Here is a 23,747-nt window from a genome sequence, read left to right as displayed (position 1 = left end):
CTCACTCGCTCCCGGCGTTCGCGTCGGCGAGCGCACTCGCGCCACCGACGATCTCGCTGATTTCCTGGGTAATTTGCGCCTGGCGGGCCTGGTTCAGGTCTCGCGTCAGCTTCTCGATCAGGTCCTGCGCGTTGTCCGTCGCGGACTTCATCGCCCGCTGCCGGTTGGCCAGCTCCGAGGCCGCGGCCTGCAGCATGCACCAGTGGATCCGGCTGGCGACGTACTTCGGCAGCAGCCCGTCGAGCACCTCGGCGGCGGACGGCTCGAACTCGTACAGCGGCAGCACGTCGTCGGCGGCCGGGGGCTCCGCGCCCTCGACGACCTCCAGCGGCAGCAGCCGGATCACGTCGGCGCGCTGGGTCAGCATCGACACGAACCGGGTGAAGACGATGTGGATCTCGTCCACGCCGCCCTCCTCGGTCGGGGTCAGGAACGCCTCGATCAGCGCGTCGGCGATCTCCCGGGCCCGGGCGAAGCTCGGGTTGTCGGAGTCGCCGGCCCACGACTGCGCGACCTCGCGCTGCCGGAAGGTGTAGTAGGCGATGCCCTTGCGGCCGCTGATGAACGGGACGATCTGCTTCTCGTCCTCGCGGAGCAGCTGGTTCAGCCGCTCCCCCTCGCGGATCACGTTGGACGAGTACGCCCCGGCCTGACCGCGGTCCGAGGTGATCAGCAGCACCGCGGCGCGCCGCGGGTTCTCCTTCTCGGTGGTCAGCGGGTGGTCGACGTTCGAGAACGTCGCCACCGCCGACACGGCACGGGTGAGTTCACGCGCGTACGGACCGGCCGCCGCGGCGCGTTGCTGCGCCTTGACGATCCGGGACGCCGCGATGAGCTCCATCGCGCGGGTGAGCTTCTTGATCGTCGTGACCGAGGCCTTCCGGTCGCGAAGCTCCCGCAGGTTGGCTGGCACTGTGGATCAGCCCCGCTTCTGCTTGACGATCTGCTCCTGGTCGACATCCGCCTCGTCCATCGCCTCGGCCGGGGCCTCGGTGCCGAGCAGCGTGCCCTCGGAGGTCTGGAAGGTCGGCTTGAAGGACTTCAGCCCGTCGGTCACGGCCTGTGCCTCGTCGTCGCCGAACAGCCCGGACTCACGGATCGCGTCGAGCACCTTGCTCTCCCGGCGCAGGTAGTCCAGGAAGTCCCGCTCGAAGCGCAGTACGTCGTTCACCGGCACGTCGTCGAAGTGCCCGGTGGTACCGGCCCAGATCGAGACGATCTGCTCCTCGACCGGGTACGGCGAGTACTGCGGCTGGCGGAGCAGCTGTACGAGCCGCTGACCGCGGTCCAGCTGCCGGCGCGAGGTGGCGTCCAGGTCGGACGCGAACATCGCGAAGGCCTCCATCGCGCGGAACTGGGCGAGGTCGATCTTCAGCGTGCCGGAGACCTTCTTCATGCCCTTCACCTGCGCGGCGCCGCCGACCCGGGACACCGAGATGCCGACGTCGATGGCCGGCCGGATGTTCGCGTTGAACAGGTCGGACTGCAGGAAGATCTGCCCGTCGGTGATCGAGATGACGTTGGTCGGGATGAACGCCGAGACGTCGTTCGCCTTGGTCTCGATCACCGGCAGACCGGTCATCGAGCCGGCGCCGAGCTCGTCGGACAGCTTCGCGCAACGCTCGAGCAGGCGGCTGTGCAGGTAGAAGACGTCACCCGGGTACGCCTCACGGCCCGGCGGGCGGCGCAGCAGCAGCGACATCGCGCGGTACGCCTCGGCCTGCTTGGTCAGGTCGTCGAACACGATCAGCACGTGCTTGCCCTGGTACATCCAGTGCTGGCCGATCGAGGAGCCGGTGTACGGCGCGACGTACTTGAAGCCGGCCGGGTCGGACGCCGGGGAGGCGACGATGGTGGTGTACTCCATCGCGCCGGCCTCTTCGAGCGCACCCCGGACGGCGGCGATCGTCGAGCCCTTCTGGCCGATCGCCACGTAGATGCAGCGGACCTGCTTCTTCGGGTCGCCGGACTCCCAGTTGGCCTTCTGGTTGATGATCGTGTCGATCGCGATCGCGGTCTTGCCGGTCTTGCGGTCGCCGATGATCAGCTCGCGCTGGCCGCGGCCGATCGGGATCATGCCGTCGATGGCCTTGATCCCGGTCTGCAGCGGCTCGCGGACCTCCTGGCGGTCCATCACGCCGGCGGCCTGGATCTCGAGCGCCCGCTGGCCCTCGATGCCGGTGATCTCGCCGAGGCCGTCGATCGGCTTGCCGAGCGGGTCGACCACGCGGCCGAGGTAGCCCTCGCCGACCGGGACGGACAGGATCCGGCCGGTCCGGCGGACCTGCTGGCCCTCTTCGATGCCGTCGTACTCACCGAGGATGACGACACCGATCTCGCGGACGTCGAGGTTCAGCGCGATGCCCTCGGTGCCGTTCTCGAAAACGAGCAGCTCGTTGGTCATCACCGAGGGCAGGCCCTCGACGTGGGCGATACCGTCACCCGCGTCGACGACGGTGCCGACCTCCTCGGCGGCGGTGTCGGCCGGTTGGTACTCGGTGACGAACCGATCCAGGGCGTCCCGGATCTCCTCCGGCCTGATCGTGAGCTCAGCCATTGTGTTTCCTGCTTCCTTGACCCTTGCTGGCCTGTTGTGGCTCTAAAGGCTTTCCCGACCCTTAGCGCCGCTGTATGTCGTTAAGGGGCGTTCAGCCCGCGATGCGCCGTTGCGCGTCGTCGAGCCTGGCCGCGATGGTTCCGTCGATCACTTCGTCGCCGATGTCCACCCGGACGCCGCCGACCACTCCCGGGTCGACGACGACGTTCAGCTGGATGTCCCGGCCGTACTGCCGTCCCAGCGCTGCCGCGAGCCGGGTGCGCTCCGCCTCGGACAGGTCGGTGGCCACCCGCACGGTCGCGATGCTGGCGTTCCGCCGGGCCGCCGCGGCGACCTGGTAGACCCGCATCGACGCCGCGAAGCTGCGGCCCCGGCCGTCCACGGCCCGCTCGGCCAGCCGCACCGTGGTGGCGTCGGCCTTGCTCTGCAGCAGCCCGCGGATCAGTGCCTGGCGGTGCTCGACCGGGATGCCCCGGTCGCCCAGCTTGTCGGCCAGCGCGCGCTCGACGGCGACCACCCGGTCCAGCCGGAACAGCTCGTCCTCGAGCTCGTCGAGCTTGCGCCGGGTGTCGGCGTACGCCACCTCGGCCTCGACGCTGAGCTGGTCCAGCGCGTCGCCGAGGTCGCGGCCGCTGACCCAGCGGCCCGCTACCGCGGCGGACAGGACCTCCTGCGCCTGGTGGGAGATCTTGCCGCCGAACAGCTGCCCGGCCAGTCCGACCTTGGCGTCGGCCGGCCGCGCCGGGTCGGTCAGGGCGCGCCGGAGCGCGCCGCTGCCGTCCAGCAGCTTGGCGATCGAGAACAGCTCACTGCCCAGCCCCTCGGCCGGGGCCACACTCGCCAGGGCCGCTTCGGCCCGGGCGAGTGACTCGTTCGACGCGCCGCGCATCAGGAGTCCGTTCCGACTGCCTGACGAGCCGACTCCGAGGATTCCAGCTCGGCCAGGAAGCGCTCGACGGTCCGGCGCTGCCGGGCCTCGTCCTCGAGCGACTCACCGACGATCCGGCCGGCCAGCGTGGTCGCCATGGTGCCGACCTCCGCCCGCAGCGAGGTCACCGCCTGCGCCCGCTCGGCGTCGATCTGGGCCCGCGCGTGCGTGACGATCCGCTCGGCCTCGGCGTTCGCCTGCTCACGCATCTCCGCGATGATGACCGCACCCTGCTCGCGGGCGTCCTCGCGGATCTTCGCAGCTTCCTGCCGGGCTTCGGCCAGCTGCGCGTTGTACTTCTCCAAAGCCGCCTTCGCCTCGGCCTGGGCCTGCTTGGCCTCGTTCATCCCGCCTTCGATCGCCGCGGTCCGATCGGCGTACGCCTGCTCGAACTTCGGGACGACCACCTTGGCGAAGGCGATGGCCAGCAGGACCAGGAAGACGAAGCCGAAGATGATCTCGGCGGTGTGCGGCAGCAGCGGATTCGGCGCCGCCTCGAGTGGTACCACCAACGTCGTCATATCTGAGTCCTGTCAGTCAGTGAAAGGTCGGCTTACTTGAAGACGAACGCGAGCGCGATACCGATGATCGCGAGCACCTCGGTGACGCCGAAGCCGATCCACGCGATCGACTGGAGCTTGTTCTGCGCCTCGGGCTGACGGGCGGTGCCGTTGATGACGGCGGCGAAGATCAGGCCGACGCCGACGCCCGGGCCGATCGCGGCGAGGCCGTAACCGAGAACCGCGATGCTGCCGGTCATCTCAAGAGCGATGTTGCTCATTGCGGTGGTTCCTTTCCGTACGGATAGGGGCTATCCGGTTTCGTTACTACGGGGTCAAAGGGGGTACAGCAGATCAGTGGTCGTCGGCGATGGCGCTGCCGATGTACTGCGCGGTCAGCACCACGAAGATGTACGCCTGGATGGACTGCACGAACAGCTCCAGCCCGGCGATCGCGATGGCCATGATGAACGTGACAATGCCGACGCCGCCGAGGAAGATCTTCCCGGACTCGAACACCATGTACTCGCCACCGAGCACGAACACCCCGAGCAGGATGTGGCCGGCGAACATGTTCGCGAACAACCGCAGGCTCAGCGAGATCGGCCGGACCAGGATGTTCGAGATGAACTCGATCGGGATCATCAGCGGCATCAGCCAGACCGGCACGCCGGCCGGCATGGTCTGGTGCTTGAAGTAGCCCGCCAGGCCCTTCTTCTTGATACCGACCGCGTTGTAGATCACCCAGCTCATCACGGCGGCGACGTACGCCCAGCCGATGTGGCTGAAGGTCGGGAACTGGATCAACGGGATCGAACCGGCCACGTTGTTCAGCAGGATGAAGAAGAACAGGCCGCACAGGTAGGGCACGTACTTCATGTGCTCCTGGCTGCCGATGGCGTCGCGGGCGATCGAGTTGCGGACGAAGTTGTACGCGAGCTCGCCGGTGAACTGCAGCCGGCTCGGCACGATCGCGGCCTTGCGGGACGCACCCCAGAAGAACCAGACGATCACCACGACGGACAACGCGGCCACCAGGACGGGCTTGGTGAACCAGTCCACGCCGGGGATGATCGGCGGGAGATTGAAGCTTTCTGGACCGGGTGGGGTGAACTCGGTCGAAACGCCGGCAATCACCGGGTCTCCTCTCGCGTCGTGCTCAAGTCGGACGCCTTGTAGCAAAGGGCAGGGCGGCTCAGGGCATGGCGGTCAACAACGTCAGACCCGGTAGGGGCCGGGCCCTTCGTCAGGACCGCTGCCCGTACCGGAAGTGCAACATCAGAATGCTGAGGCCGGCGCCGAGAACGATGCCGACCACAACCAGGAACTGGGTGCCGAAGAGCCGGTCCAACCCGAACCCGATGCCCCCGTACACCAGGACACCGCCGATCAAGTAGGACAGGACCCGCCAGCCGTCGCCCGAATTGGGGGGTGATGGCTTCGGATCCTGGTTCTCGCTCATTGGCACCCGAAACGTACCAGTTGGCGACAGTTCCGGTCACACCGGTGTCCGTAATGTCCACCACAGCAGGGAGGAACTCGATGGTGAACTCGCTGCGCTCGCTCACGCCGTTACCCACGGTGCTCATGCGGTCACCTCGTTGTCGAGGTCGTAGATCGGCACCCGGAGCCGGGACCAGGACCAGATCTCGCCGGCCAGCCAGCCCATCACGACCACTACGGCGACCACGCCGAGCACGGTCAGGTTCACGTGCCTGGCCAGCGAGTCCGAGCTGAGCGCGATCGCCAGCAGGCCGCCGAAGATCGCGATCCGTCCGGTGTACGACGCCATCGCGATCGCGAGCTGCATCGTCGGCGTGGACCGCCTGGACAGGTGCAGCGCGAACAGGCCGGCGCCGGAGAAGACCATCACCATCAGCAGTCCGAGAAGGGCTCCCCAGAGACCCGGCAGACCGGCCGCGACGGTGGAAACGGCGGTCGCGTTCAGGCCGACGACAAGGGCGGCGACCGAAGCGCCGCGCAGCATTGCCAGCGCCGGGTGCTTGGTCGCTTGTCCGGCGATCTTCTGGCTGTGGGCCGTAGGAGCCATCTGGTGGTTCCGTCCTGCTGGCGTGCTGGTCTCGCGGCCAGCTCGTCGGGTGGGCGGGGTCAGGGGTGTCGCTGTTCTTTGCTGGTGCTTGTGAAAACTAGCACAAAGTCTGCACGGTCAGCAAAACGAGCCCCCTGCCGCTGTACAGCCACACCTTATCGGTAGGCCACACCGACCGGTGGTCTGGTCCCTCTCAGCCGGCGCTCAGACTTTGGCGAGCGGTTTCCGGCGATGCCACGGGAGACCCGTCGTGAGCAGCACCGCGGCGACCGCGACGGCCAGCACGATCAGGGCCGTCCACCAGTACAGGACCAGGCCGAGGACGACCACGCCGTACGCGATCAAGGCGGTCCACAGGTACATCAACAGCACGGCGCGGCGGTGCGAGTGGCCGCGTTGCATGAGGCGGTGGTGGAGGTGCTGCTTGTCGGCGGCGAAGGGGGAACGGCCGGCCTTGGTACGGCGGATGTACGCGAGCGTCAGGTCCAGCGCGGGGATCGCGAGGATGGCGATGGGGAGGACCAACGGCAGGAGCGCGGGCAGCAGGCTGGAGCCGCCGACCTCGTACGGCACCGCGTTCGGGTCCATCTGGCCGGTCAGGCTGATCGTCGACGCGGCCAGCATCAGGCCGATCAGCAGGGCGCCGGAGTCGCCCATGAAAACCCTTGCGGGGAAGAAGTTGTGCGGCAGGAACCCGAGGCAGGCACCGGCCAGCGCGACCGTGATCAGCGTCGACGTGGTCGCGCGGTCGAGGTTCTCGTGCACGTTCAGCAGGTACGAGTAGATGAAGAACGCGGTGGCGCCGATCGCGGTCACGCCGGCCGCCAGACCGTCCAGACCGTCGACGAAGTTCACCGCGTTGCAGGACACCAGCAGGATGCCCGCGGTGAGTACGGCGAGCTGCGCGGGCGACGGGGAGATCACGCCGCCGGGCAGCGGGAGCCAGTACAACTGGATGCCTTGGACAACGAGTACGCCGACCGCGAGCACCTCGCCGGCCAGCTTGGTGATCGCGTCCAGCTCGTACAGGTCGTCGACCACGCCGACCGCGCAGATCACCACGCCGCCGACCAGGATCGCGCGGGCGTCGTGCGCGACCTGCAGGCTGTTGCCGAGGAACGGCAGGTTGCTGGCCACCGCGTACCCGGCGATCAGGCCGCCGAGGATCGACAGGCCGCCGAAGTACGGGATCGGCACCTTGTGCACGTCCCGGGCCCGGACCTTGGCGACCGCGCCGTACCGCATCGCGATCTGCCGGGCGACGCCGGTCAGCAGGAAGGTCGTGGCCATCGCCACGAACAGGACCAGCAGGTACTCGCGCACTAGTCCGCAGGCCTCACATCTGAATCGGTCGACTTCCCCTCGCCCTTGTTGGACGCCTCAACCGCCCCTCCAGTTGGCTCCCCAGCCGCAAGCTCATCAGCCGGTTCGCCTGCTCCGGCCGGGGCGGCTTCGGCGGGCTCGGCCGGCTTGGCTCCTTCGGCCAGCCCAGCCGGGGCGGGTTCGGCGGACGGCGTGGGTGCGGAGTCGCCGTCCGAGCTGAGATCGGCGGCACCGGCGCCCGCTTCGACCGACTCAGCCGGCCCGGCTCCTTCAGCCGACTCGGCTCCGGCGGGCGAGGCGGCGTCGGCGGCCGGGGTGGGTGCAGGCGCGTCGTCCGAGGTGAGATCGGCGGCACCGGCGCCCGCCTCAGCCGGCTCAGCCGGCGCGGCTGCTTCGGTCGGCTCGGCTCCGGTGGACAGAGTGGGTGCAGGGGCGTCGGCCGGGGTGGGGTCGGGGGCGACGGCGTGTGCTTCGGCCGGCTCGGTTGGCTTGGCTGCTTCGGCCGGCTCGGCTTCGGCGGACGGGGCAGCTTCGCCGGGTGAGGTGGGGGCGAGGGCTGGGGTGGGGTCGTCGTCTGAGGTTAGGTTGGGGGCGATGGTGCGGAGTTGGTCCAGGGACAGGGCGCCGATGCGGAGGACTCGGGGGGTTTCGCCGGTGATGTCGACGATGGTGGAGGGGCGGCCGCCGCTGACCCGGTCGCCGTCCAGGTAGACCGCGACGGACTCGCCCAGCTGCTCCTCGGCGTCGTACACGTCCAGTGCCGCGGGCTTGCCGGAGGTGTTCGCCGAGCTGACGGCGAGCGGGCCGGTGCGGGACAGGAGTTCGCGGGTGTTCTCGTGGTCCGGCACCCGGAGCGCGACCGTGCCCTGGGTCTCCCCCAGGTCCCACATCAGCGAGCTCTGCGCGTGGCAGATCACCGTCAGCGGGCCGGGCCAGAACTCCTCGCAGAGCTTCCGGCCGGCGTCCGGTACGTCGGTGGCGAGCGCGTCCAGCGACTCCACCACCGAGATCAGCACCGGCGGCGGCATGTCCCGGCCGCGGCCCTTGGCGTCCATCAGCCGCTGCACGGCGTCCGCCTTGAAGGCATCGGCGGCGATGCCGTAGACGGTGTCGGTCGGCAGCACGACCAGGTCGCCGGCCTCGATGGCGTCCACCGCTGCGCGGTACGCCGGTGCCAGTTCGTCCCCGGTGAAGTCGAAGCGCTCACTCACGGAGTGAATCGTGCCACTCACGCGGGCCCCGGCTCTACCCGGGTCGTTGCTGACAAACGATTGTCAGCTTCCGCGCGGACCGGGCCGCCGAATCCCTAGGATCCCTGCCATGACTGTGAGCCGTGAGTTCCTCGCCGGATTGCCGAAGGCCGAGTTGCATGTCCACCATGTCGGGTCCGCCTCGCCGCGGATCGTCGCCGAGCTCGCCGCCCGGCACCCGAACTCGCCGGTGCCGGCCGACCCGGCGGCGCTGGCGGAGTACTTCGAGTTCAGCGACTTCGCGCACTTCATCGACATCTACCTGTCCGTCGTCGAGCTGGTCCGGACGCCGGAGGACGTCCGGCTGCTGACGTACGAGATCGCCCGCGAGATGTCCGAGCAGCAGAGCCTGCGGTACGCCGAGCTGACCGTCACGCCGTACACGTCGGTCGTCCGCGGGATCCAGGCGGAGGCGTTCTGCGAGGCGATCGAGGACGCCCGGGTGGCGGCCGAGAAGGAGTTCGGCCTGGTGCTGCGGTGGATCTTCGACATCTCCGGCGAGGCGGGGATCCCGGCCGCCGACGAGACGCTGCGGATCGCCACCGAGATCCGGCCCGAGGGGCTGATCGGGTTCGGGCTCGGCGGCCCGGAGATCGGCGTACCGCGGCCGCAGTTCCAGCCGCACTTCGAGGCGGCGGTCGCGGCCGGGCTGCACAGCCTGCCGCACGCGGGCGAGACGACCGGTCCGCAGACGATCTGGGACGCGCTGCGGGTGCTGAAGGCGGAGCGGATCGGCCACGGTACGTCGACCATGCAGGACCCGGCGCTGGTCGACTACCTGGGCGAGCACCGGATCCCGCTCGAGGTCAGCCCGACGTCCAACATCGCCACCAAGGCGGTCGACTCGTACGACGTGCACCCGCTGCGCGCGATGGTCGACGCCGGCCTGGTGGTGACGATCAACTCCGACGACCCGCCGATGTTCGGCACCGACCTGACCAACGAGTACGCCGTGGCGGCCAAGCTGCTCGACCTGGACGAGGCCGGTGTCGGCGAGCTGGCGAAGACCGCGGTCCGCGAGTCGTTCGCCGAGGACTCGGTGAAGTCGGCCCTGGTGTCCGAGATCGACACGTACGTACGCAACAACGCCGGGTAGCTGCCAAACTGTCGTCCGTGACGGACGACCTGCGGCTCGACCTGCTCGGTCCGTTGCGCGGCTGGGCAGGCGAGCGCGAGGTCGAGCTCGGGCCGTTGCGGCAGCAGGCGCTGCTGGCTGTGCTGGCGTTGCGTGCCAACCGGGTGCTGTCCGCCGACGAGTTGGTCGACTTGGTGTGGAACGACGCACCACCCGGTAGTGGCGCGCGCATTGTCGCGCCGTACGTCTACCGGTTGCGGCAGTTACTGCCTAAGGACGTGCTCGTGCGTTCGCGAGACGGGTACAGCCTGCGGCTTGTCGGAACGGACCTGACCCGCTTCGAGGCGCTGGTCGGCGAGGCGCATGCGACGGACGACGTCGACGTACGGGCGGACCGGTTGGCGGAAGCCCTGGCGTTGTTCCGGGGCGAGCCGTTGAGCGGCCTGCCCGGGCACTACCTGGGCGTCGAGCGGCACCGGTTGTCGGAGCGGCGGCTGAAGGTACTCGCGGAGCGGATCGACGCGGACCTCGAGCGCGGGCGGTACGCCGACCTGGTGCCGGAGCTGGTCGCACTGGTCGAGGCGGATCGGCTGCGGGAGCAGTTTGCCGGGCAGCTGATGCTGGCGTACTGGCGGAGCGGGCGGAGCTCGGACGCGCTCGCCACCTACACGCAGACGCGGCAGACGCTGATCGACCAGCTCGGTGTGGAGCCCGGTCCGGCGCTGCGGGCGATCCACGAACGCGTGCTGCGCAACGACGAGCCCCTGGCCCGGCAGGCGGTTCGTGACGAGCTGCCGTACGACGGTGCCGCGTTCGTCGGCCGGGACGACGTGCTGGACCAAGTGGTCGCTGCCCTGCGTACGCCGGCGCCTGTGGTCGTGGCGATCGACGGTATGGCTGGTGTGGGCAAGACGGCGCTAGCCGTGCGGGCAGCGCGTCAGCTGGCGGACATGTACCCGGACGGGCGACTCTTCATTGATCTGCACGGCTACACGCCTGGCCACGAGCCTGTGTCCGCTCTGCACGCATTGGATCGTCTGCTGCGCACCCTGTCCGTCCCGGCGGACCGCATACCCGCTGACCTTGAGGAACGGGCGGCCCTGTGGCGTTCTGAGCTGTCAGGACGACGCATGCTCGTAGTACTCGACAACGCGCCGGACAGTGCCGCAGTGCTGCCGTTGCTGGCCGGCAGTCCGCGGTGTGGGGTGCTGGTGACCAGCCGTCGGCAGTTGTCCGGGCTCGACGCGACAGCCCGGTTCGCGGTCGACGTACTGCGGGCAGAGGACGCGCAGGAGTTGCTGGCCGAGATCGTCGGGCCCGACCGCGCCAAGGACCCTGCTGCGGCACAGGTTGTCAGCCAGTGCGGGTACCTGCCGTTGGCGATTCGGGTCGCCGGGTCGCGGTTGCGGCACCGGCCGAGCTGGACGATCGAGCACCTGAGCAAACGGCTCGACGCGGAGGACAGGCGGCTGGCTGAGCTCAGCACGGACAGCGGTGGGGTCTCCCCCGCGTTCGCCTTGTCGTACGAGCACCTGCCACCGGACCAGCAGCGGCTGTTCCGCCTGCTGGGCGCGATGACCGGCCAGGACATCGAGGTGTACGCCGCGGCCGCACTGGCCGACGTGGATGCGTTCGAAGCGGAGGACCTGCTCGAGCGGCTCGTCGACGCCAACCTGCTGCTGCAGCTACGCCCTGGGCGTTTCCAGTTCCACGACCTGCTGCGGCAGTACGCACGGACGCTGCACCCGGAGCCGGATGCTGTCCGGCGTTTGCTCGACTACTACCTCCACGCGACGACGGCCGCGAGTACTGCGATCTTCGGCAGCCAACAGCAGTCGCCGCCTCCGGTGCGGGTGCCTGAATTCGCGTCGGCCGCGGACGGGTTGGAGTGGGTCGACACCGAGGGCGCGAACGTGCTGGCGACGATCGCGTACGCCGCGGCGAGCGGTGCTGCTGATCACGCGTGGCAGCTGGGCCTGGCGATCGCGCCCTGCTTCTTCCAGCGCGGGCGGGTGTACGAGCTGGACGAGGCGCTGGACCTGGCGCTGCGGGCGGCGCCAGACGCTTCCGCGCAGGCGCGCGTACTGCTGTCTATCGGCAGCCTCGGGCGATATCGGCGGGGCGCAGAGGCCAGTCTGCGGACGCTGCAGGAGGCCCGCGACAAGTTGCCGGCGGACGCGGACCTGACGTTGCGGGCGCGGCTGCTCGCGTCGATCGGGTACAGCCAGGCGAAGCTGGATCCGGACGGCGACGCGATCGCCGTACTGGACGAGGCGTTGGCGGTTGCGCGGCAGGCCGACGACGTCGGGATCGTGTCGCGGGTGCTGGCGTACCTCGGGGTCGCGTACGGGGACCGGCGCGAGTTCGAGGAGGCGCTGGCGGCGTACCAGGAGTCGTTGGCGCTTGGGGAGCCCGCCGTACAGGCGGAGGTGCTGAACGGGATCGGTGAGTGTCTGCTGGCGCTGGGACGCGTTGACGAAGCTGTTGAGGCGCTGACCACGGCCCGGGGCCTTGGGGTGGAGCGTGGCGCGGACTACAGCCTCATCTACACCTACGCGTTCCTGGGTACGGCGTACGCGCGGCAGGAGCGGTGGGACGAGGCGGTCGAGGTCGGGCGTCGGTCGTTGGAGCTGGCGCTTGAGAGTGAATCGCGGCAGTCGCAGCAGAACGCGTACTTGCGGCTGGCGGAAAGCCTTCTGGACAAGGGGGATCTCGCACAGGCACGGCCGCACTTCGCGCGTGCACTGGAGCTGGCGTTGAGCGAGGGTCCTGAGTCGATGGTCCAGCGGGCTGCTGACGGGCTGGAGCGTTCATCGGCGTGACGTGTGGTTGGCTGGGCTGATGCGGAGAGCCTGTGCGGTGGTAGCCGTCGTACTGCTGGCCCTGGCGGGCTGCAGCGACAAGCCGGCACCGGCCGCGGCGCCTCCGCCGCCTAGCTCCCCCACGCCGACTCTTCCGGCGGCACCCGGCGGTTTGCCGCGGGGCGGGCGCGTGCTGTTCCCGAAGTACCAGCTGGTCGCGTACGTCGGTCTGCCCGGTTCTCCTGCGCTGGGGCCTCTGGACAAGGACCTGGACGCGAAGGCCGCCAAGTTGGAGACCCTGGCGCGTTCTTACGCGGCCGGGCGTACGCCGCAGCCTGTGCTGGAGCTGATCACCGTGGTGGCGCGGGGGTCGCGAGGGAAGGACGGGCTGTACCGCGGGCGGCTGCCTGACGCGAAGATCGCGCAGTACCTCTCGGTTGCTCGAAAGCACAAGATGCTGCTGTTGCTGGACATCCAGCCGGGCCGGGCGAAGATCCTGCCGGAGGTACAGCGGCTGGAGCGGTGGCTGAAGGAGCCGGACGTCGGGCTGGCGTTCGATCCGGAGTGGGCGATCGGGCCGACGCAGGTGCCGGGCAAAGTGTTCGGGCATACGACGGGCGCCGAGCTCGACAGTATTGCGGCGTACCTCTCGGGCCTGGTGACGGCGCAAGGCTTGCCGGAGAAGGTGTTCGTGTTCCATCAGCTGTCGACGAAGATCGTCAGCGGCGAGAGCGCGCTGAAGGCCCACCCGGGCGTGGTGACGATCAAGTCCGTCGACGGGATCGGTGCGCGCAAGGACAAGCTGAAGACGTGGGCGAAGCTGACCGTGCACTTGCCGGCGTCGGTGCATGCCGGGTTCAAGTTGTTCTACACCGAGGACACGCGGCACGGGCCGCTGATGACGCCCCCGCAGGTACTGGCCCTGAAACCGCGACCGGAGCTGGTGGTCTACGAATGATCTCGATCGCGTTCGCGAACGTCGCCGGCGGGCGCCTGGTCGGGCCGGCCGGCTACCTCGGCGAAGACCGTACGGCGGACTTCGGGCGGGCGCTCGCCGGGCTGCGGGCCGAGGTACTGATCGTGACCGAGCTGGACACCCGGAGCGACCAGCTGGAACGGCTGGGGGCGGCGGCGATGCCGGGGCGGGAGCTGTCGTTCGCGCGGCAGGAGTTCTCGGACTCGCACATCCCGGGGGTGGAACGGCTGGGCGTGGGGATCGTGTCCACGTACCGCCTGACCGAGCTGGAGCGGATCGACCTGCCGGATCCGCCGATCGACTTCCGGCACTGGCGGACCGGGGAGCCGATGGATCCGCATCCGAAGGGGTTCGTGGTCGCGCGGACCGAGGGCGGGGTCGACATCGTCGGTGGGCAGGTGTGTCCGATTCACATGTTCCGGAGTGCCGAGGGGGTCGAGTACTCGTATCGCGAGGGGGTAGGGCATGCCTACGGGGTGGAGATGGCTGGGTATTTGAAGGCGGAGCTGGCGGCACGGGGCGTACGGCGGGGTGTCGTCGCGGGTGATCTGAACATGCCGAACCCGCGGGAGTTCTTCGGTGAGCGACTCGGGATGGTGGACGCGTTCGGCGATCCACCGCCGGCCACGACACCGGACGGCCGCTCGATCGACCGGCTGTTCTCCACCCGCGACCTGGTCACCCGCGAGACGCAGGTCGTCCAGCTCCCCGGCGCCGACCACCACCTGATCGTCTGCCGCCTCACCCACCAACCACCGGTCGCCCCCACCACCGGCCGCACGCTGGATCTGGCCAGACCACCTGCTCGTCCCGCAACTGGTCGCCGCGGTCTCAGTCGCTAGATCCGGCGGCCGGTGGTGAAGCGGTGGCGGCCGGAGAGGTCGAGTTGGTCCCGGACTTCGGTGAACAGGGCGGTGGCGGCGAAGACCGCGGGGGCCGACTCGCCCTGGACGTCGGCGTGTTCGCAGGCGAACCAGCCGCCGGGCTTCAGCAAGCGGCCGGCCGTGGCGGCGACCACCTTGATCTCGTCGAGGCCGTCGTCACCGGACCACAACGCGAGCGCCGGATCATGGTCGCGGACCTCGGCCGTGACGGACTCCCAGGCGGTCAGCGGGATGTACGGCGGGTTCGAGATCACCGCGTCCACCCGCCCGTCGAGCTCCGGCAGGCACCCGTCGATGTCGCCCTCGTGCAGGATCGCCCCGGTACCTTCCAGATTCCGCCGGGCCCACGCGACCGCGTCGGCGGACAGCTCCACCGCGTGCACCGTACTGTCCGGCCGCTCGGTCGCCACCGCGCCCGCGATCGCCCCCGACCCGCTGCACAGATCGACAACCAGCGGATTCGGTACGCCGGCGATCCGCTCCAGCACCCACCCGACCATCACCTCGGTCTCCGGCCGCGGCACGAACACCCCCGGCCCCACCGCAAGCTCCCGGTACCGGAATGCCGCCGTACCGGTCAGATGCTGCAACGGCTCCCGCCGTACCCGCCGCCCGACCAGTTCCTCGTACTTGGCGAGCTCATCAGCACTGGGTTCACGCAACATCAACCGACTGGACCCGGTGACGAACGCAAGCAACTCCCCGGCGTCAAACTCCGGCGAAGCAACCCCCGCCTCCCGCAGGCGTTCGGCCGCCGCGGCAACAAGCTCCCGCACCCGAGCACCCGCCCCCGGGACGACGCCGCCCTCCACTCCCCCGCCCCCGAACGGAGCGAGGGGGCGGGTTTCTTCTGGGCTCACTGGGAGTCGACGGACTCGAGGCGGGCTGCCAGGTCCGCCTCCGTCAGCGCCTTGATCACCGGTTCGAGGTCGCCGCCGAGGACCTGGTCGAGGTTGTGGGCCTTGTAGCCGACGCGGTGGTCGGAGAAGCGGTTCTCCGGGAAGTTGTACGTGCGGACCCGCTCCGAGCGGTCCACCGTACGGATCTGCGAACGCCGCGCGTCCGACGCCTCCTGGTCCGCCGCCTCCTGCGCCGCCGCCAGCAACCGAGCCCGCAGGACCCGCATCGCCTGCTCGCGGTTCTGCAGCTGCGACTTCTCGTTCTGCATCGACACCACGATCCCGGTCGGCAGGTGCGTGATGCGTACGGCGGAGTCGGTCGTGTTCACGCTCTGCCCGCCCGGCCCCGACGACCGGAACACGTCGATCCGCAGGTCGTTCTGGTCGATCTCGACGTCGACGTCCTCGGCCTCCGGCAGCACCAGCACCCCGGCCGCGGACGTGTGGATCCGCCCCTGCGACTCGGTCACCGGCACCCGCTGAACCCGGTGCACGCCACCTTCGAACTTCAGCTTCGCGTACGGCGCGTCGCCCGGCTCGGGCGTACCTTTCGCCTTCACCGCGACCGTGATCGACTTGTACCCGCCGAGGTCGGACTCGGCCGAGTCGAGCACCTCGGTCTTCCAGTTCTGCGACTCGGCGTACTTCAGGTACATCTTCAGCAGGTCCCCGGCGAACAGCGCCGACTCGTCGCCGCCCTCGCCCGCCTTGATCTCGAGGATCGCGTCCTTGTCGTCGTTGGGGTCCCGCGGGACCAGCAGCGTCTGCAGCCGGTCCGCCAGTTCCTCGCGCCGCGCGGTCAGCCGGGTGGCCTCCTCCGCGAACGCCGGGTCCTCGGCCGCCAGCTCACGCGCCGCCTCGATGTCGTCGCCGGTCTGCAGCCACTCGTCGTACGTCCGCACCACCGGCGCGAGCGCGGCGTACCGCTTCCCGACCCGGCGGGCGTTGGCCTGGTCGGAGTGCAACTCCGGCTCCGCCATCTGCCGCTCCAGCTCGGCGTACTCCGCCTTCAGCGTCTGTACCGCTTCGAACATGCCGCACTCCTCCCTTCAAGCGTCCCTGATATGACAAACCGCGCGCCGGTTCCGCAAGTGAATGCGGAACCGGCGCGCGGAAAGACAGCTACTTCTTCGCGTACCGCTTCTCGAAGCGGGCGACCCGGCCACCGGTGTCCAGAATCTTCTGCTTGCCGGTGTAGAAGGGGTGGCACTGCGAGCACACGTCGGCGTGGATGACGCCGTTCTCCGCGGTCGAGCGCGTGGTGAACGTGGCGCCACAGGTGCAGGTCACCGTGGTCTCCACGTACGTCGGGTGGATGTCGCTCTTCAAGACAGTCTCCTAGGATCAGGTGCCCCGGGTCGTCCGCACGGTACGAACGTGAACCGGAACCAGCCATCTAGTGTGCCACGAGCGCCCGAGGACGCGGAAATCCGGGGCCGGGAAGCCACTCAGCGCCCGCCTTCCTCGGCCGCCTCGGCCCCGCTCGCCGGAGCGCCCCGCGGCGCCGGCATCGGGCTGTTCGCGCCCTTCACGCTCTTCCAGATCGCCTCGTTGAGCTGCTGCTCCGGCGCCAGGTCGGCCGCGCTGAAGTTCATCTTCGACGACTCCGCGGCGAGCGGCGCGGACGCGGTGTTCTTCTCGTCCAGCGACTGCGACGGCGTCCGGGCGTCGTACGGCGCCAGGTTCGGCTGCCCGGTGAAACTCGCGGTCATCGGGGTCGCGCCGGCGTCGAACTGGGTCAGCGGGCCGATCCCGGCGATCAGTTCCATCGTCCGCATCATCGACACCGTGCTGTACATGGTCGAGTCGACCATGCCGGTCTGCGTGTACGGGCTGATCACCAGCGCGACGGTCCGGTGCGCGTCGACGTGGTCCGGCCCGTTCTGCGCGTCGTCCTCGGTGACGAAGATCGCGGTGTCCTTCCAGTACTTGCTGTGCGACACCGCGTCGACGATCCGCCCGAGCGCCTGGTCGTTGTCGGCCACCGCGGCCTTGGGCGTCGGCTTGCCCACCGACGTACCGAACGTGTGGTCGTTGCCGAGCCGGACGAACTGCATGGTGGGCAGGGTGCCGGACGCGTTGAACTCCTTCAGCCATTCGTCGACGCGCGAGTTGTCCCGGATGTCGCCGTTCTGGGCGGCGTAGTTCGGGTCGGTGTGCGCGGCCAGCCGCGGCTCGGTCGCGAACACCTTGGCCGGCAACGGGCCGCCCGCCCACATGCCGTAGTTGCGGTACGAGATGCCGGCGTCGTCGAGCCGGTCCCAGATCCGCGAGTCGCCGGTGAGCTTGCCCGGGTCGGTCGCCTGGTTCGTGTACACGTCGTCGCCCCGGCCGCGGCCGCTGTACGCGACCGGCCAGAGGTGCTCGTTGTACGCGTTCGACTCCGACGCGGTCGCCCACTCCCAGCCGTCCGAGGAGACCGCGCCGTCGGCGTAGAAGTTGTCGAGCGTGACGAACTGACGCGCCAGTTGCCGCTGGTTCGGGGCGGAGTCGTCGCCGAACAGGTTCAGCGACGGGTCGCCGTCGCCCTTGCCGAGCGAGCCGAACACCTGGTCGTACGTGCGGTTCTCCTTCACGACGTAGATCACGTGCTTGATCGGACTCGCGTCCCCCGGCCGGACCGGGACGACGTTCGCCGGGCCGTTCGGGTGCGGGGCGCCGTTGAAGCCGTCGTTCTCGCGGACCTGCTGCGTGTAGTGCGCGAGCTGGTCCCGGCCCGGTACGGCGATCGCCGACAGCGTGCCCATGATCATCGAGCCGACGTACTGCGAGTAGTCGACGACCGGGTTCGTCGGCTGCGGGCCGGCCGGGTTCGGGCCGGCGCCGAGACCCTTCGCGTTCGTCACCAGCAGCCGGCGGTCGCGCGTGACGGTGACCGTGGTCGGGTACCACCCGGTCGGGATCAGCCCGGTGACGTGGTTGGTCCGCAGGTTCACCACCGCGACGTCATTGTTGCCGGCGTTCGCGACGTACAGCGTGGTCCCGTCGATCGCCAGGCCCTGCGGGCTCGAGCCGACCGGGGCGTGCTGGTACGGCGCCAGCTCGATCGTGCGCGTGACCGCGTCGGTGGCCGGGTCGATGCCGATCACCTGGTCGGCGTCGGTGACCGCGACGAGCATTTCGCCGGTGGCCGGATTCCGCAGGATCGCGGTCGGGTGGCTGCCGACGGTGAGGGTCTTGCGGACGGTCAGCGTCGTGGTGTCGACGGCCGAGACCGTGTTGGTGCCCCAGTTCGAGACGTACGCCGTCTTGCCGTCGGCGGTGAGGCCGACGGTGAACGGGTTCGGGCCGGTGGCGACCTTACCGAGGACCTTGCCGGTCGCGGTGTCGATCGCGGACATCGCGGCGGCGCCGTTGCCGGCGACGTACAGCTTGCTGCCGTCGGCGTTCAGCGTGAGGCCCGCCGGGAAGGTGCCCTTGGGGAGGGCGATCGGGGTGGTCTCGGTGAGGAGCCCGTTCGCCTGCGTGTAGACGCGGATCTTGTCGTTGCCGCCGGCCGCGGCGTACAGCTTGCTGCCGTCCGGGCTCCAGGCGAGGCCGATGAAGAGGGCCTCCGGGCTCGCGTACGGGAGGTTCTGGACGACCTTGCCGGTCGCGGCCTCGACCAGCGAGAGGCTCTGCGTCCGGGTGCCGTCGTTGCTGACCGCGAGGTACTTGCCGTCCGGGCTGAGCGCCGAACCGAACGGCTTCTCGCCGAGCTTGGTCTGGTCGCCGGCCGGCGTCACCCGCCAGCCGTACGTCGTGTTCGCCGTACCGTCGGGTTGCGGACCCGCGTGCCGGGCCGGCACCACGTTCGCCACCGCGACACCGGTGACCGCCACCAGCGCGATCCCGGCGGCCGTGGCCAGTCGCCATCTTGTGCGCATTACAACTCCCGCCGAAGTGATTACTTGACGGGATAGACATCTCCACCGGGGAGAAACCTTCGGTGAGGTCCAGATGAACCCCTGGAACAACTTCTCTCAGCTACCCTCAGCAACCGACAAGGGGGAGGCCGCCGGCCTCCCCCAGTCTTTTGTCAGTCGCCGTTCGTGGTGCTGTGGGTGCTGCCGGTGGACGGGGTCGTTTTGTTCACCTGGAGGAGGAACTCGATGTTCGACTTGCTCTCCTTGAGCTTGCCGATCAGGAGTTCCAGGGCGGCCTGGCCGTCGAGGGCGGACAGCACCCGGCGGAGCTTCCAGACCACCTGGGTCTCGTCCTTCGACATCAGCAGCTCCTCGCGGCGGGTACCGGAGGCGACCACGTCGATCGCCGGGAAGATCCGCCGGTCGGCGAACTCGCGGCGCAGCCGGAGCTCCATGTTGCCGGTGCCCTTGAACTCCTCGAAGATCACCTCGTCCATCTTCGAGCCGGTCTCGATCAGCGCGGTCGCGAGGATCGTCAGCGAACCGCCGTCCTCGATGTTGCGGGCCGCACCGAAGAACCGCTTCGGCGGGTACAGCGCCGACGAGTCCACCCCACCGGACAGGATCCGCCCGCTGGCCGGAGCCGCGATGTTGTACGCCCGCCCGAGCCGGGTGATCGAGTCCAGCAGTACGACGACGTCGTGGCCGAGCTCCACCAGCCGCTTGGCCCGCTCGATCGCCAGCTCCGCGACCGTGGTGTGGTCGTCGGCCGGCCGGTCGAACGTCGAGGCGATGACCTCGCCCTTGACCGTGCGCTGCATGTCGGTGACCTCTTCGGGCCGCTCGTCCACCAGCACGACCATCAGGTGCACTTCGGGGTTGTTCGTGGTGATCGCGTTCGCAAGCGCCTGCAGGACCATCGTCTTGCCGGCCTTCGGCGGCGAGACGATCAGGCCGCGCTGGCCCTTGCCGATCGGGCTGACGATGTCGACGATCCGGGTGGTCAGGATGCCCGGCTCGGTCTCCAGCCGGAGCCGCTCGGTCGCGTACAGCGGGGTGAGCTTGTTGAAGTCCTGCCGCTGCTTGGCGATCTCCGGGTCCGCACCGTTCACGGTGTCGATCCGGACCAGCGGGTTGAACTTCTCCTTGCGCTCGCCCTCCTGCGGCTGCTTCACCGCACCGGTGATCGCGTCGCCCTTGCGGAGGCCGTAGCGCTTCACCATCGAGAGCGCGACGTACACGTCGTTCGGGCCCGGCAGGTAGCCGCTGGTCCGGACGAACGCGTAGTTGTCGAGTACGTCGAGGATGCCGGCCGCGGGGACCAGTACGTCGTCCTCGGTGATCGTCGGCTCGGCGTCGTACCGCTCGCCGCGGCCGCGGTTGCGGGTGTTGTCCCGGCCCCCGTCACGACCGCCGTCGCGCGCGCTGTCCCGGCCACCGTCGCGGCTGGGCTGGCCGTCGCGGTTCCGGTCCCGGTCGCGGCCCCGGCGCCGCCGCCGCCGGCCGTCGCCCTCCTCGCCCCGATCGCTCTGGTCCTGCCGGTCCTGCCGGTCCTGACGGTTCCGCTGGTTGTCGCGCCCGCCGTCCCGGTTGCCGTCGCGGCCCTGGTTGTCCCGGCCTTGGTTGTCCCGGCCCTGATTGTCCCGGGCCTGGTTGTCGCGGCCCTGGTCCCGGCCACCCTCACGCTGACCGTCGCGCTGACCGTCCCGGTTGGTGTCCCGGCCCTGGTCACGGTTCTGGTCGCGGCTCTGGTCACGGTTCTGGGCGTCGCGGCTCCGGTTGTTGTTCCGGTCGCGGCTGCGGCCCTGGCTCTCACCACGGTCGTCCGTACGCTCGTCGGCGCCGTACTGCACCGACGGCTCCGGCTGGGTCTGCCGCGCCGCGGGCGCTTCGACGGCGGCCTCGGGGGCGGCACCGTTCTGCCGGGCCTCGGGCTGCACGTTCTGCTGTACGTCGTGCTGCACGTTCTGCTGGACGGGCGCATCGCTCGGCGCCCCGTCGGTGGCCGCGTCCTTCTGCGCGGCGGCGCGGGTCCGGCGACTGCCGCCCTCGCGCTTGGCCGGCGCCTCGGCGGTCTTCGCCGCCGGCGCCTCGGCCGCCTCGTCGAGCGTCGGCTGGGTCGCCTTCGCCCGGCTACGGCCGGTAGAGCCACTCGCGGGAGACCCCGCCTGAGCGGCCTTGATCGCCTCGATCAGCTGGCCCTTGCGCAGTGCGCCGGTGCCCTTGATGCCGAGCGTCCCGGCGAGCTGCTTGAGCTCGGGGAGCAGCATGCCCTCGAGGCCGCCGCCAGCTTTCCGGCGACGCGTGGCGGTGGTAGCCGCTGCGTCCGCTGCGCTGGAGGCTTCAACAGTTTCTGTCACGTGAGGTCCTTCCCACACGGATCGTCGAAGGCCCGCAAGGCTCATCGACCAAATTTCATTCCACCCACGGCCACACAACGGGCACGCGGGGTACAGGAGGTCTCTCGCTCGATCTGAGTCCCCCCGGACATCTCCGACGCAGGCGGCGCAAGGTCACATCCACAGGAGGGTCGCCACACAACACAGGGTGCCGGGAGCACAGCCCGGATCGTGGCGAGAGCACACCGATCACCTGGAGGGGATCGGGTGAGTCGAGACTAGCACCACTACGGGGCCTTCTGCCGACTCCAACCGGTTCAACGCGTGTCCGCCGCGGCGCATTCCCGGTCAGCCCGCCTCCATCGACCAGACCTGTACGCCCACTGGATCGATCCCGAGCTCGTACTTCGTCCACCCGTCCGGCGCGTCCGGCGTACCGGCGGCCCCCAGTACGGCGACCGTGGGGCCGGCGCCACTGATGATCGCGGCGTGGCCGGCGCCGCGGAGCTTGTGTACCAGCGCGAGGCTCTCCGGCATCGCCGGCTCGCGGTACTCCTGGTGCAGTAGGTCCTCGGTCGCGGTGAACAGCAACTCCGGGCGCCCGGTCAGCGCGGCGACGAGCAATGCGGCCTTCCCCGCATTGGCTGCCGCCGAACTGTGGGAAACAACGCTCGGCAGCAGCCCGCGCGCCTCCTTGGTGAGCACGCGGTTGTCCGGTACGTAAGCAGTCGCAGCAATTCCGGCCGCCGGCTGCAACTTCACCGCGCGGCCGGTTTCGCTGTCTGTCCAAGCGATAGTGAACGCTCCGAGTGCGGCGGCGGCGACGTTGTCGGGATGCCCCTCGATCTCGCTCGCGAGTACGACGAGACGCTCGCGGTCGAGCTGCTCGCAGGCCAGCGCGTACGCCGCGGCCAGCCCGCCGACGATCGCGGCCGACGAGGAGCCGAGCCCACGACCGTGCGGGATCCGGTTCTCACACCGCAACGTGAACCCCGGAACCGAGGCCCCCAACGCGTCCAGCCCCGCCCGGATCGACCGCACCACCAGATGCGACTCGTCCAGCGGCACTTCACCCTCACCGCATCCGCTGACCTGAACCGTCACCCCGGACCCGCCCGGGGTGACAACCAGCTCGTCGTACAACGTCAAAGCCAGCCCGAACGCATCGAACCCAGGCCCAAGATTCGCACTGGTAGCCGGCACCCGCACCCGAACCTGATCACACGGCCGCCGGGCAGCCTCCACCTCTTCCATCTCAGACCAGACCTGCGATCCGGGCGACGGCATCGGTGTCCGCGGGGGTGACCGGTGGTTCTTCGAAGGTGGCGTGTGAGAGGGCTGTGTCGATGTCCTTCAGGCCGTGACCGGTGACGGTGATGACCACTGTGGAACCGCCGGGGAGTTCGCCGTTGGACTTGGCGAGCAGCAGGCCGGCGACGCCCGCCGCGGACGCCGGCTCGACGAAGACGCCCTCGCGGGCGGCGAGTTCGCGCTGGGCGTCGAGGATCTGCTGGTCGGTGACCAGGTCGATCCGCCCGCCGGACTCGTCCCGCGCCGCCTCGGCCAGCGTCCAGGACGCCGGGTTCCCGACCCGGATCGCGGTCGCCGCGGTCTCCGGCTTCTCGACGATCGCGCCCCGCACGATCGGCGCCGCGCCCTCCGCCTGGAAACCCCACATCTTCGGCGTCCGCGTCGCCAGCTTGTCCTTGGCGTACTCCTGGTACCCCTTCCAGTACGCCGCGATGTTCCCCGCGTTCCCCACCGGCAGCAAGTGCAGGTCCGGCGCGTCGCCCAGCGCGTCACACACCTCGAACGACGCCGTCTTCTGCCCCTCGAGCCGCACCGGGTTCACCGAGTTCACCAGCGCGACCGGGTAGTTCTTCCCGAGCTCCCGCACGATCCGCAGACAGTCGTCGAACCCGCCGTCGATCTGCACCAGCTTCGCGCCGTGCACGACCGCCTGCGCGAGCTTGCCCTTCGCGATCCGCCCGGCCGGGATCACCACGAGCGGCAGCATCCCGGCCCGGACGGCGTACGCCGCCGCCGACGCCGACGTGTTGCCGGTCGACGCGCACACCACGGCCTTGTCCCCGGCCTGCGCGGCGAGCGAGATCGCGACCGTCATCCCGCGGTCCTTGAACGAACCGGTCGGGTTGTTGCCCTCGACCTTCAGCCACACCTCGCAGCCGGTCTGCTCGCTCAGCCACTGCGCGGCCACCAGCGGCGTCCCGCCCTCGCCGAGCGTGACCACCGGCGTGTCCGCCGAGACGGGAAGCCGGTCTCTGTACTCCTCGATCACGCCACGCCACTGGTGAACCAT

General features: G+C 69.6%; 21 protein-coding genes. 4 read left to right on the top strand and 17 right to left on the bottom strand.

Features of this window, described 5'->3' with window-relative positions:
- Position 1 precedes the first annotated feature (1 nt).
- From ACQHIV_RS00640 to ACQHIV_RS00595, 10 genes are all read right to left on the bottom strand, one after another.
- Positions 2 to 913: a F0F1 ATP synthase subunit gamma gene (locus tag ACQHIV_RS00640; protein WP_427890583.1), complete on the bottom strand. Its 912-nt coding sequence runs from the start codon at positions 911 to 913 to the stop codon at positions 2 to 4.
- 6 nt (positions 914 to 919) lie between these two features.
- Entirely contained in the window at positions 920 to 2,557 is a 1,638-nt protein-coding gene (gene atpA / locus ACQHIV_RS00635) for a F0F1 ATP synthase subunit alpha (RefSeq protein ID WP_427890581.1), read from the bottom strand.
- 91 nt (positions 2,558 to 2,648) lie between these two features.
- A complete protein-coding gene (locus ACQHIV_RS00630) occupies positions 2,649 to 3,446 on the bottom strand; it encodes a F0F1 ATP synthase subunit delta (RefSeq protein ID WP_427890579.1) in 798 nt (265 codons plus the stop codon).
- Positions 3,446 to 4,006 (bottom strand): F0F1 ATP synthase subunit B, encoded by a 561-nt coding sequence (locus ACQHIV_RS00625; RefSeq protein ID WP_427890577.1) that lies wholly within the window; start codon positions 4,004 to 4,006, stop codon positions 3,446 to 3,448. Before ACQHIV_RS00625 ends, ACQHIV_RS00630 begins: the two co-directional genes overlap by 1 nt.
- Positions 4,007 to 4,038: 32 nt before the next feature.
- A complete protein-coding gene (atpE, locus tag ACQHIV_RS00620) occupies positions 4,039 to 4,266 on the bottom strand; it encodes an ATP synthase F0 subunit C (RefSeq protein ID WP_427890575.1) in 228 nt (75 codons plus the stop codon).
- Between the two features lie 73 nt (positions 4,267 to 4,339).
- On the bottom strand, positions 4,340 to 5,122 hold the full coding sequence (gene atpB, locus ACQHIV_RS00615; protein ID WP_427890573.1) for a F0F1 ATP synthase subunit A: 783 nt from the start codon (positions 5,120 to 5,122) through the stop codon (positions 4,340 to 4,342).
- 109 nt (positions 5,123 to 5,231) lie between these two features.
- Positions 5,232 to 5,447 carry an AtpZ/AtpI family protein gene (locus ACQHIV_RS00610; protein ID WP_427890571.1) on the bottom strand — a complete coding sequence of 72 codons (216 nt, stop codon included), beginning with the start codon at positions 5,445 to 5,447 and terminating at the stop codon, positions 5,232 to 5,234.
- Between the two features lie 123 nt (positions 5,448 to 5,570).
- Positions 5,571 to 6,035, bottom strand: coding sequence for a hypothetical protein (locus tag ACQHIV_RS00605; RefSeq protein ID WP_427890569.1), 465 nt, complete (start codon positions 6,033 to 6,035; stop codon positions 5,571 to 5,573).
- Positions 6,036 to 6,239: 204 nt separating this feature from the next.
- Positions 6,240 to 7,358: a glycosyltransferase family 4 protein gene (locus ACQHIV_RS00600; RefSeq protein WP_427890567.1), complete on the bottom strand. Its 1,119-nt coding sequence runs from the start codon at positions 7,356 to 7,358 to the stop codon at positions 6,240 to 6,242.
- Positions 7,358 to 8,569 carry an L-threonylcarbamoyladenylate synthase gene (locus ACQHIV_RS00595; protein ID WP_427890565.1) on the bottom strand — a complete coding sequence of 404 codons (1,212 nt, stop codon included), beginning with the start codon at positions 8,567 to 8,569 and terminating at the stop codon, positions 7,358 to 7,360. Before ACQHIV_RS00595 ends, ACQHIV_RS00600 begins: the two co-directional genes overlap by 1 nt.
- Positions 8,570 to 8,678: 109 nt before the next feature.
- Here ACQHIV_RS00595 and ACQHIV_RS00590 point away from each other — a divergent pair, with 109 nt between their 5' ends.
- The 4 genes from ACQHIV_RS00590 to ACQHIV_RS00575 are packed head-to-tail and all read left to right on the top strand — an operon-like array spanning position 8,679 to position 14,302.
- Entirely contained in the window at positions 8,679 to 9,704 is a 1,026-nt protein-coding gene (locus tag ACQHIV_RS00590) for an adenosine deaminase (protein WP_427890563.1), read from the top strand.
- Positions 9,705 to 9,721: 17 nt separating this feature from the next.
- Positions 9,722 to 12,505, top strand: a complete 2,784-nt coding sequence (locus ACQHIV_RS00585) for a BTAD domain-containing putative transcriptional regulator (RefSeq protein ID WP_427890561.1) — start codon at positions 9,722 to 9,724, stop codon at positions 12,503 to 12,505.
- 19 nt (positions 12,506 to 12,524) lie between these two features.
- Positions 12,525 to 13,442: a hypothetical protein gene (locus ACQHIV_RS00580; RefSeq protein ID WP_427890559.1), complete on the top strand. Its 918-nt coding sequence runs from the start codon at positions 12,525 to 12,527 to the stop codon at positions 13,440 to 13,442.
- Positions 13,439 to 14,302 carry an endonuclease/exonuclease/phosphatase family protein gene (locus ACQHIV_RS00575; RefSeq protein WP_427890557.1) on the top strand — a complete coding sequence of 288 codons (864 nt, stop codon included), beginning with the start codon at positions 13,439 to 13,441 and terminating at the stop codon, positions 14,300 to 14,302. Before ACQHIV_RS00580 ends, ACQHIV_RS00575 begins: the two co-directional genes overlap by 4 nt.
- On the opposite strand, the gene prmC is transcribed toward ACQHIV_RS00575, so the two are convergent.
- The 7 genes from prmC to thrC form a co-directional block, all read right to left on the bottom strand.
- Positions 14,299 to 15,120 carry a peptide chain release factor N(5)-glutamine methyltransferase gene (gene prmC / locus ACQHIV_RS00570; protein ID WP_427890556.1) on the bottom strand — a complete coding sequence of 274 codons (822 nt, stop codon included), beginning with the start codon at positions 15,118 to 15,120 and terminating at the stop codon, positions 14,299 to 14,301. The two genes, ACQHIV_RS00575 and prmC, sit on opposite strands and share 4 nt — an antisense overlap.
- 80 nt (positions 15,121 to 15,200) lie before the next feature.
- Complete coding sequence (gene prfA / locus ACQHIV_RS00565) at positions 15,201 to 16,277, bottom strand: peptide chain release factor 1 (protein WP_427890554.1); 1,077 nt, start codon at positions 16,275 to 16,277, stop codon at positions 15,201 to 15,203.
- Between the two features lie 88 nt (positions 16,278 to 16,365).
- The gene (rpmE, locus tag ACQHIV_RS00560) at positions 16,366 to 16,572 is read right to left on the bottom strand and encodes a 50S ribosomal protein L31 (protein WP_209693871.1); all 207 of its coding nucleotides are present in this window, start codon (positions 16,570 to 16,572) and stop codon (positions 16,366 to 16,368) included.
- A 119-nt stretch (positions 16,573 to 16,691) separates the two neighbouring features.
- Positions 16,692 to 19,109 (bottom strand): glutaminyl-peptide cyclotransferase, encoded by a 2,418-nt coding sequence (locus ACQHIV_RS00555; RefSeq protein ID WP_427890552.1) that lies wholly within the window; start codon positions 19,107 to 19,109, stop codon positions 16,692 to 16,694.
- A gap of 152 nt (positions 19,110 to 19,261) precedes the next feature.
- Positions 19,262 to 21,448, bottom strand: a complete 2,187-nt coding sequence (rho, locus tag ACQHIV_RS00550) for a transcription termination factor Rho (RefSeq protein WP_427890550.1) — start codon at positions 21,446 to 21,448, stop codon at positions 19,262 to 19,264.
- 327 nt (positions 21,449 to 21,775) lie between these two features.
- Entirely contained in the window at positions 21,776 to 22,630 is an 855-nt protein-coding gene (thrB, locus tag ACQHIV_RS00545) for a homoserine kinase (RefSeq protein ID WP_427890548.1), read from the bottom strand.
- Positions 22,631 to 22,682: 52 nt separating this feature from the next.
- On the bottom strand, positions 22,683 to 23,747 hold the full coding sequence (gene thrC / locus ACQHIV_RS00540) for a threonine synthase (protein WP_427890546.1): 1,065 nt from the start codon (positions 23,745 to 23,747) through the stop codon (positions 22,683 to 22,685).

It is taken from the genome of Kribbella polygonati (assembly GCF_050320105.1).
Lineage (GTDB): Bacteria > Actinomycetota > Actinomycetes > Propionibacteriales > Kribbellaceae > Kribbella.
Note: the sequence above shows the minus strand (reverse complement) of the source record. Positions and strands in the feature narration are given on the sequence as shown.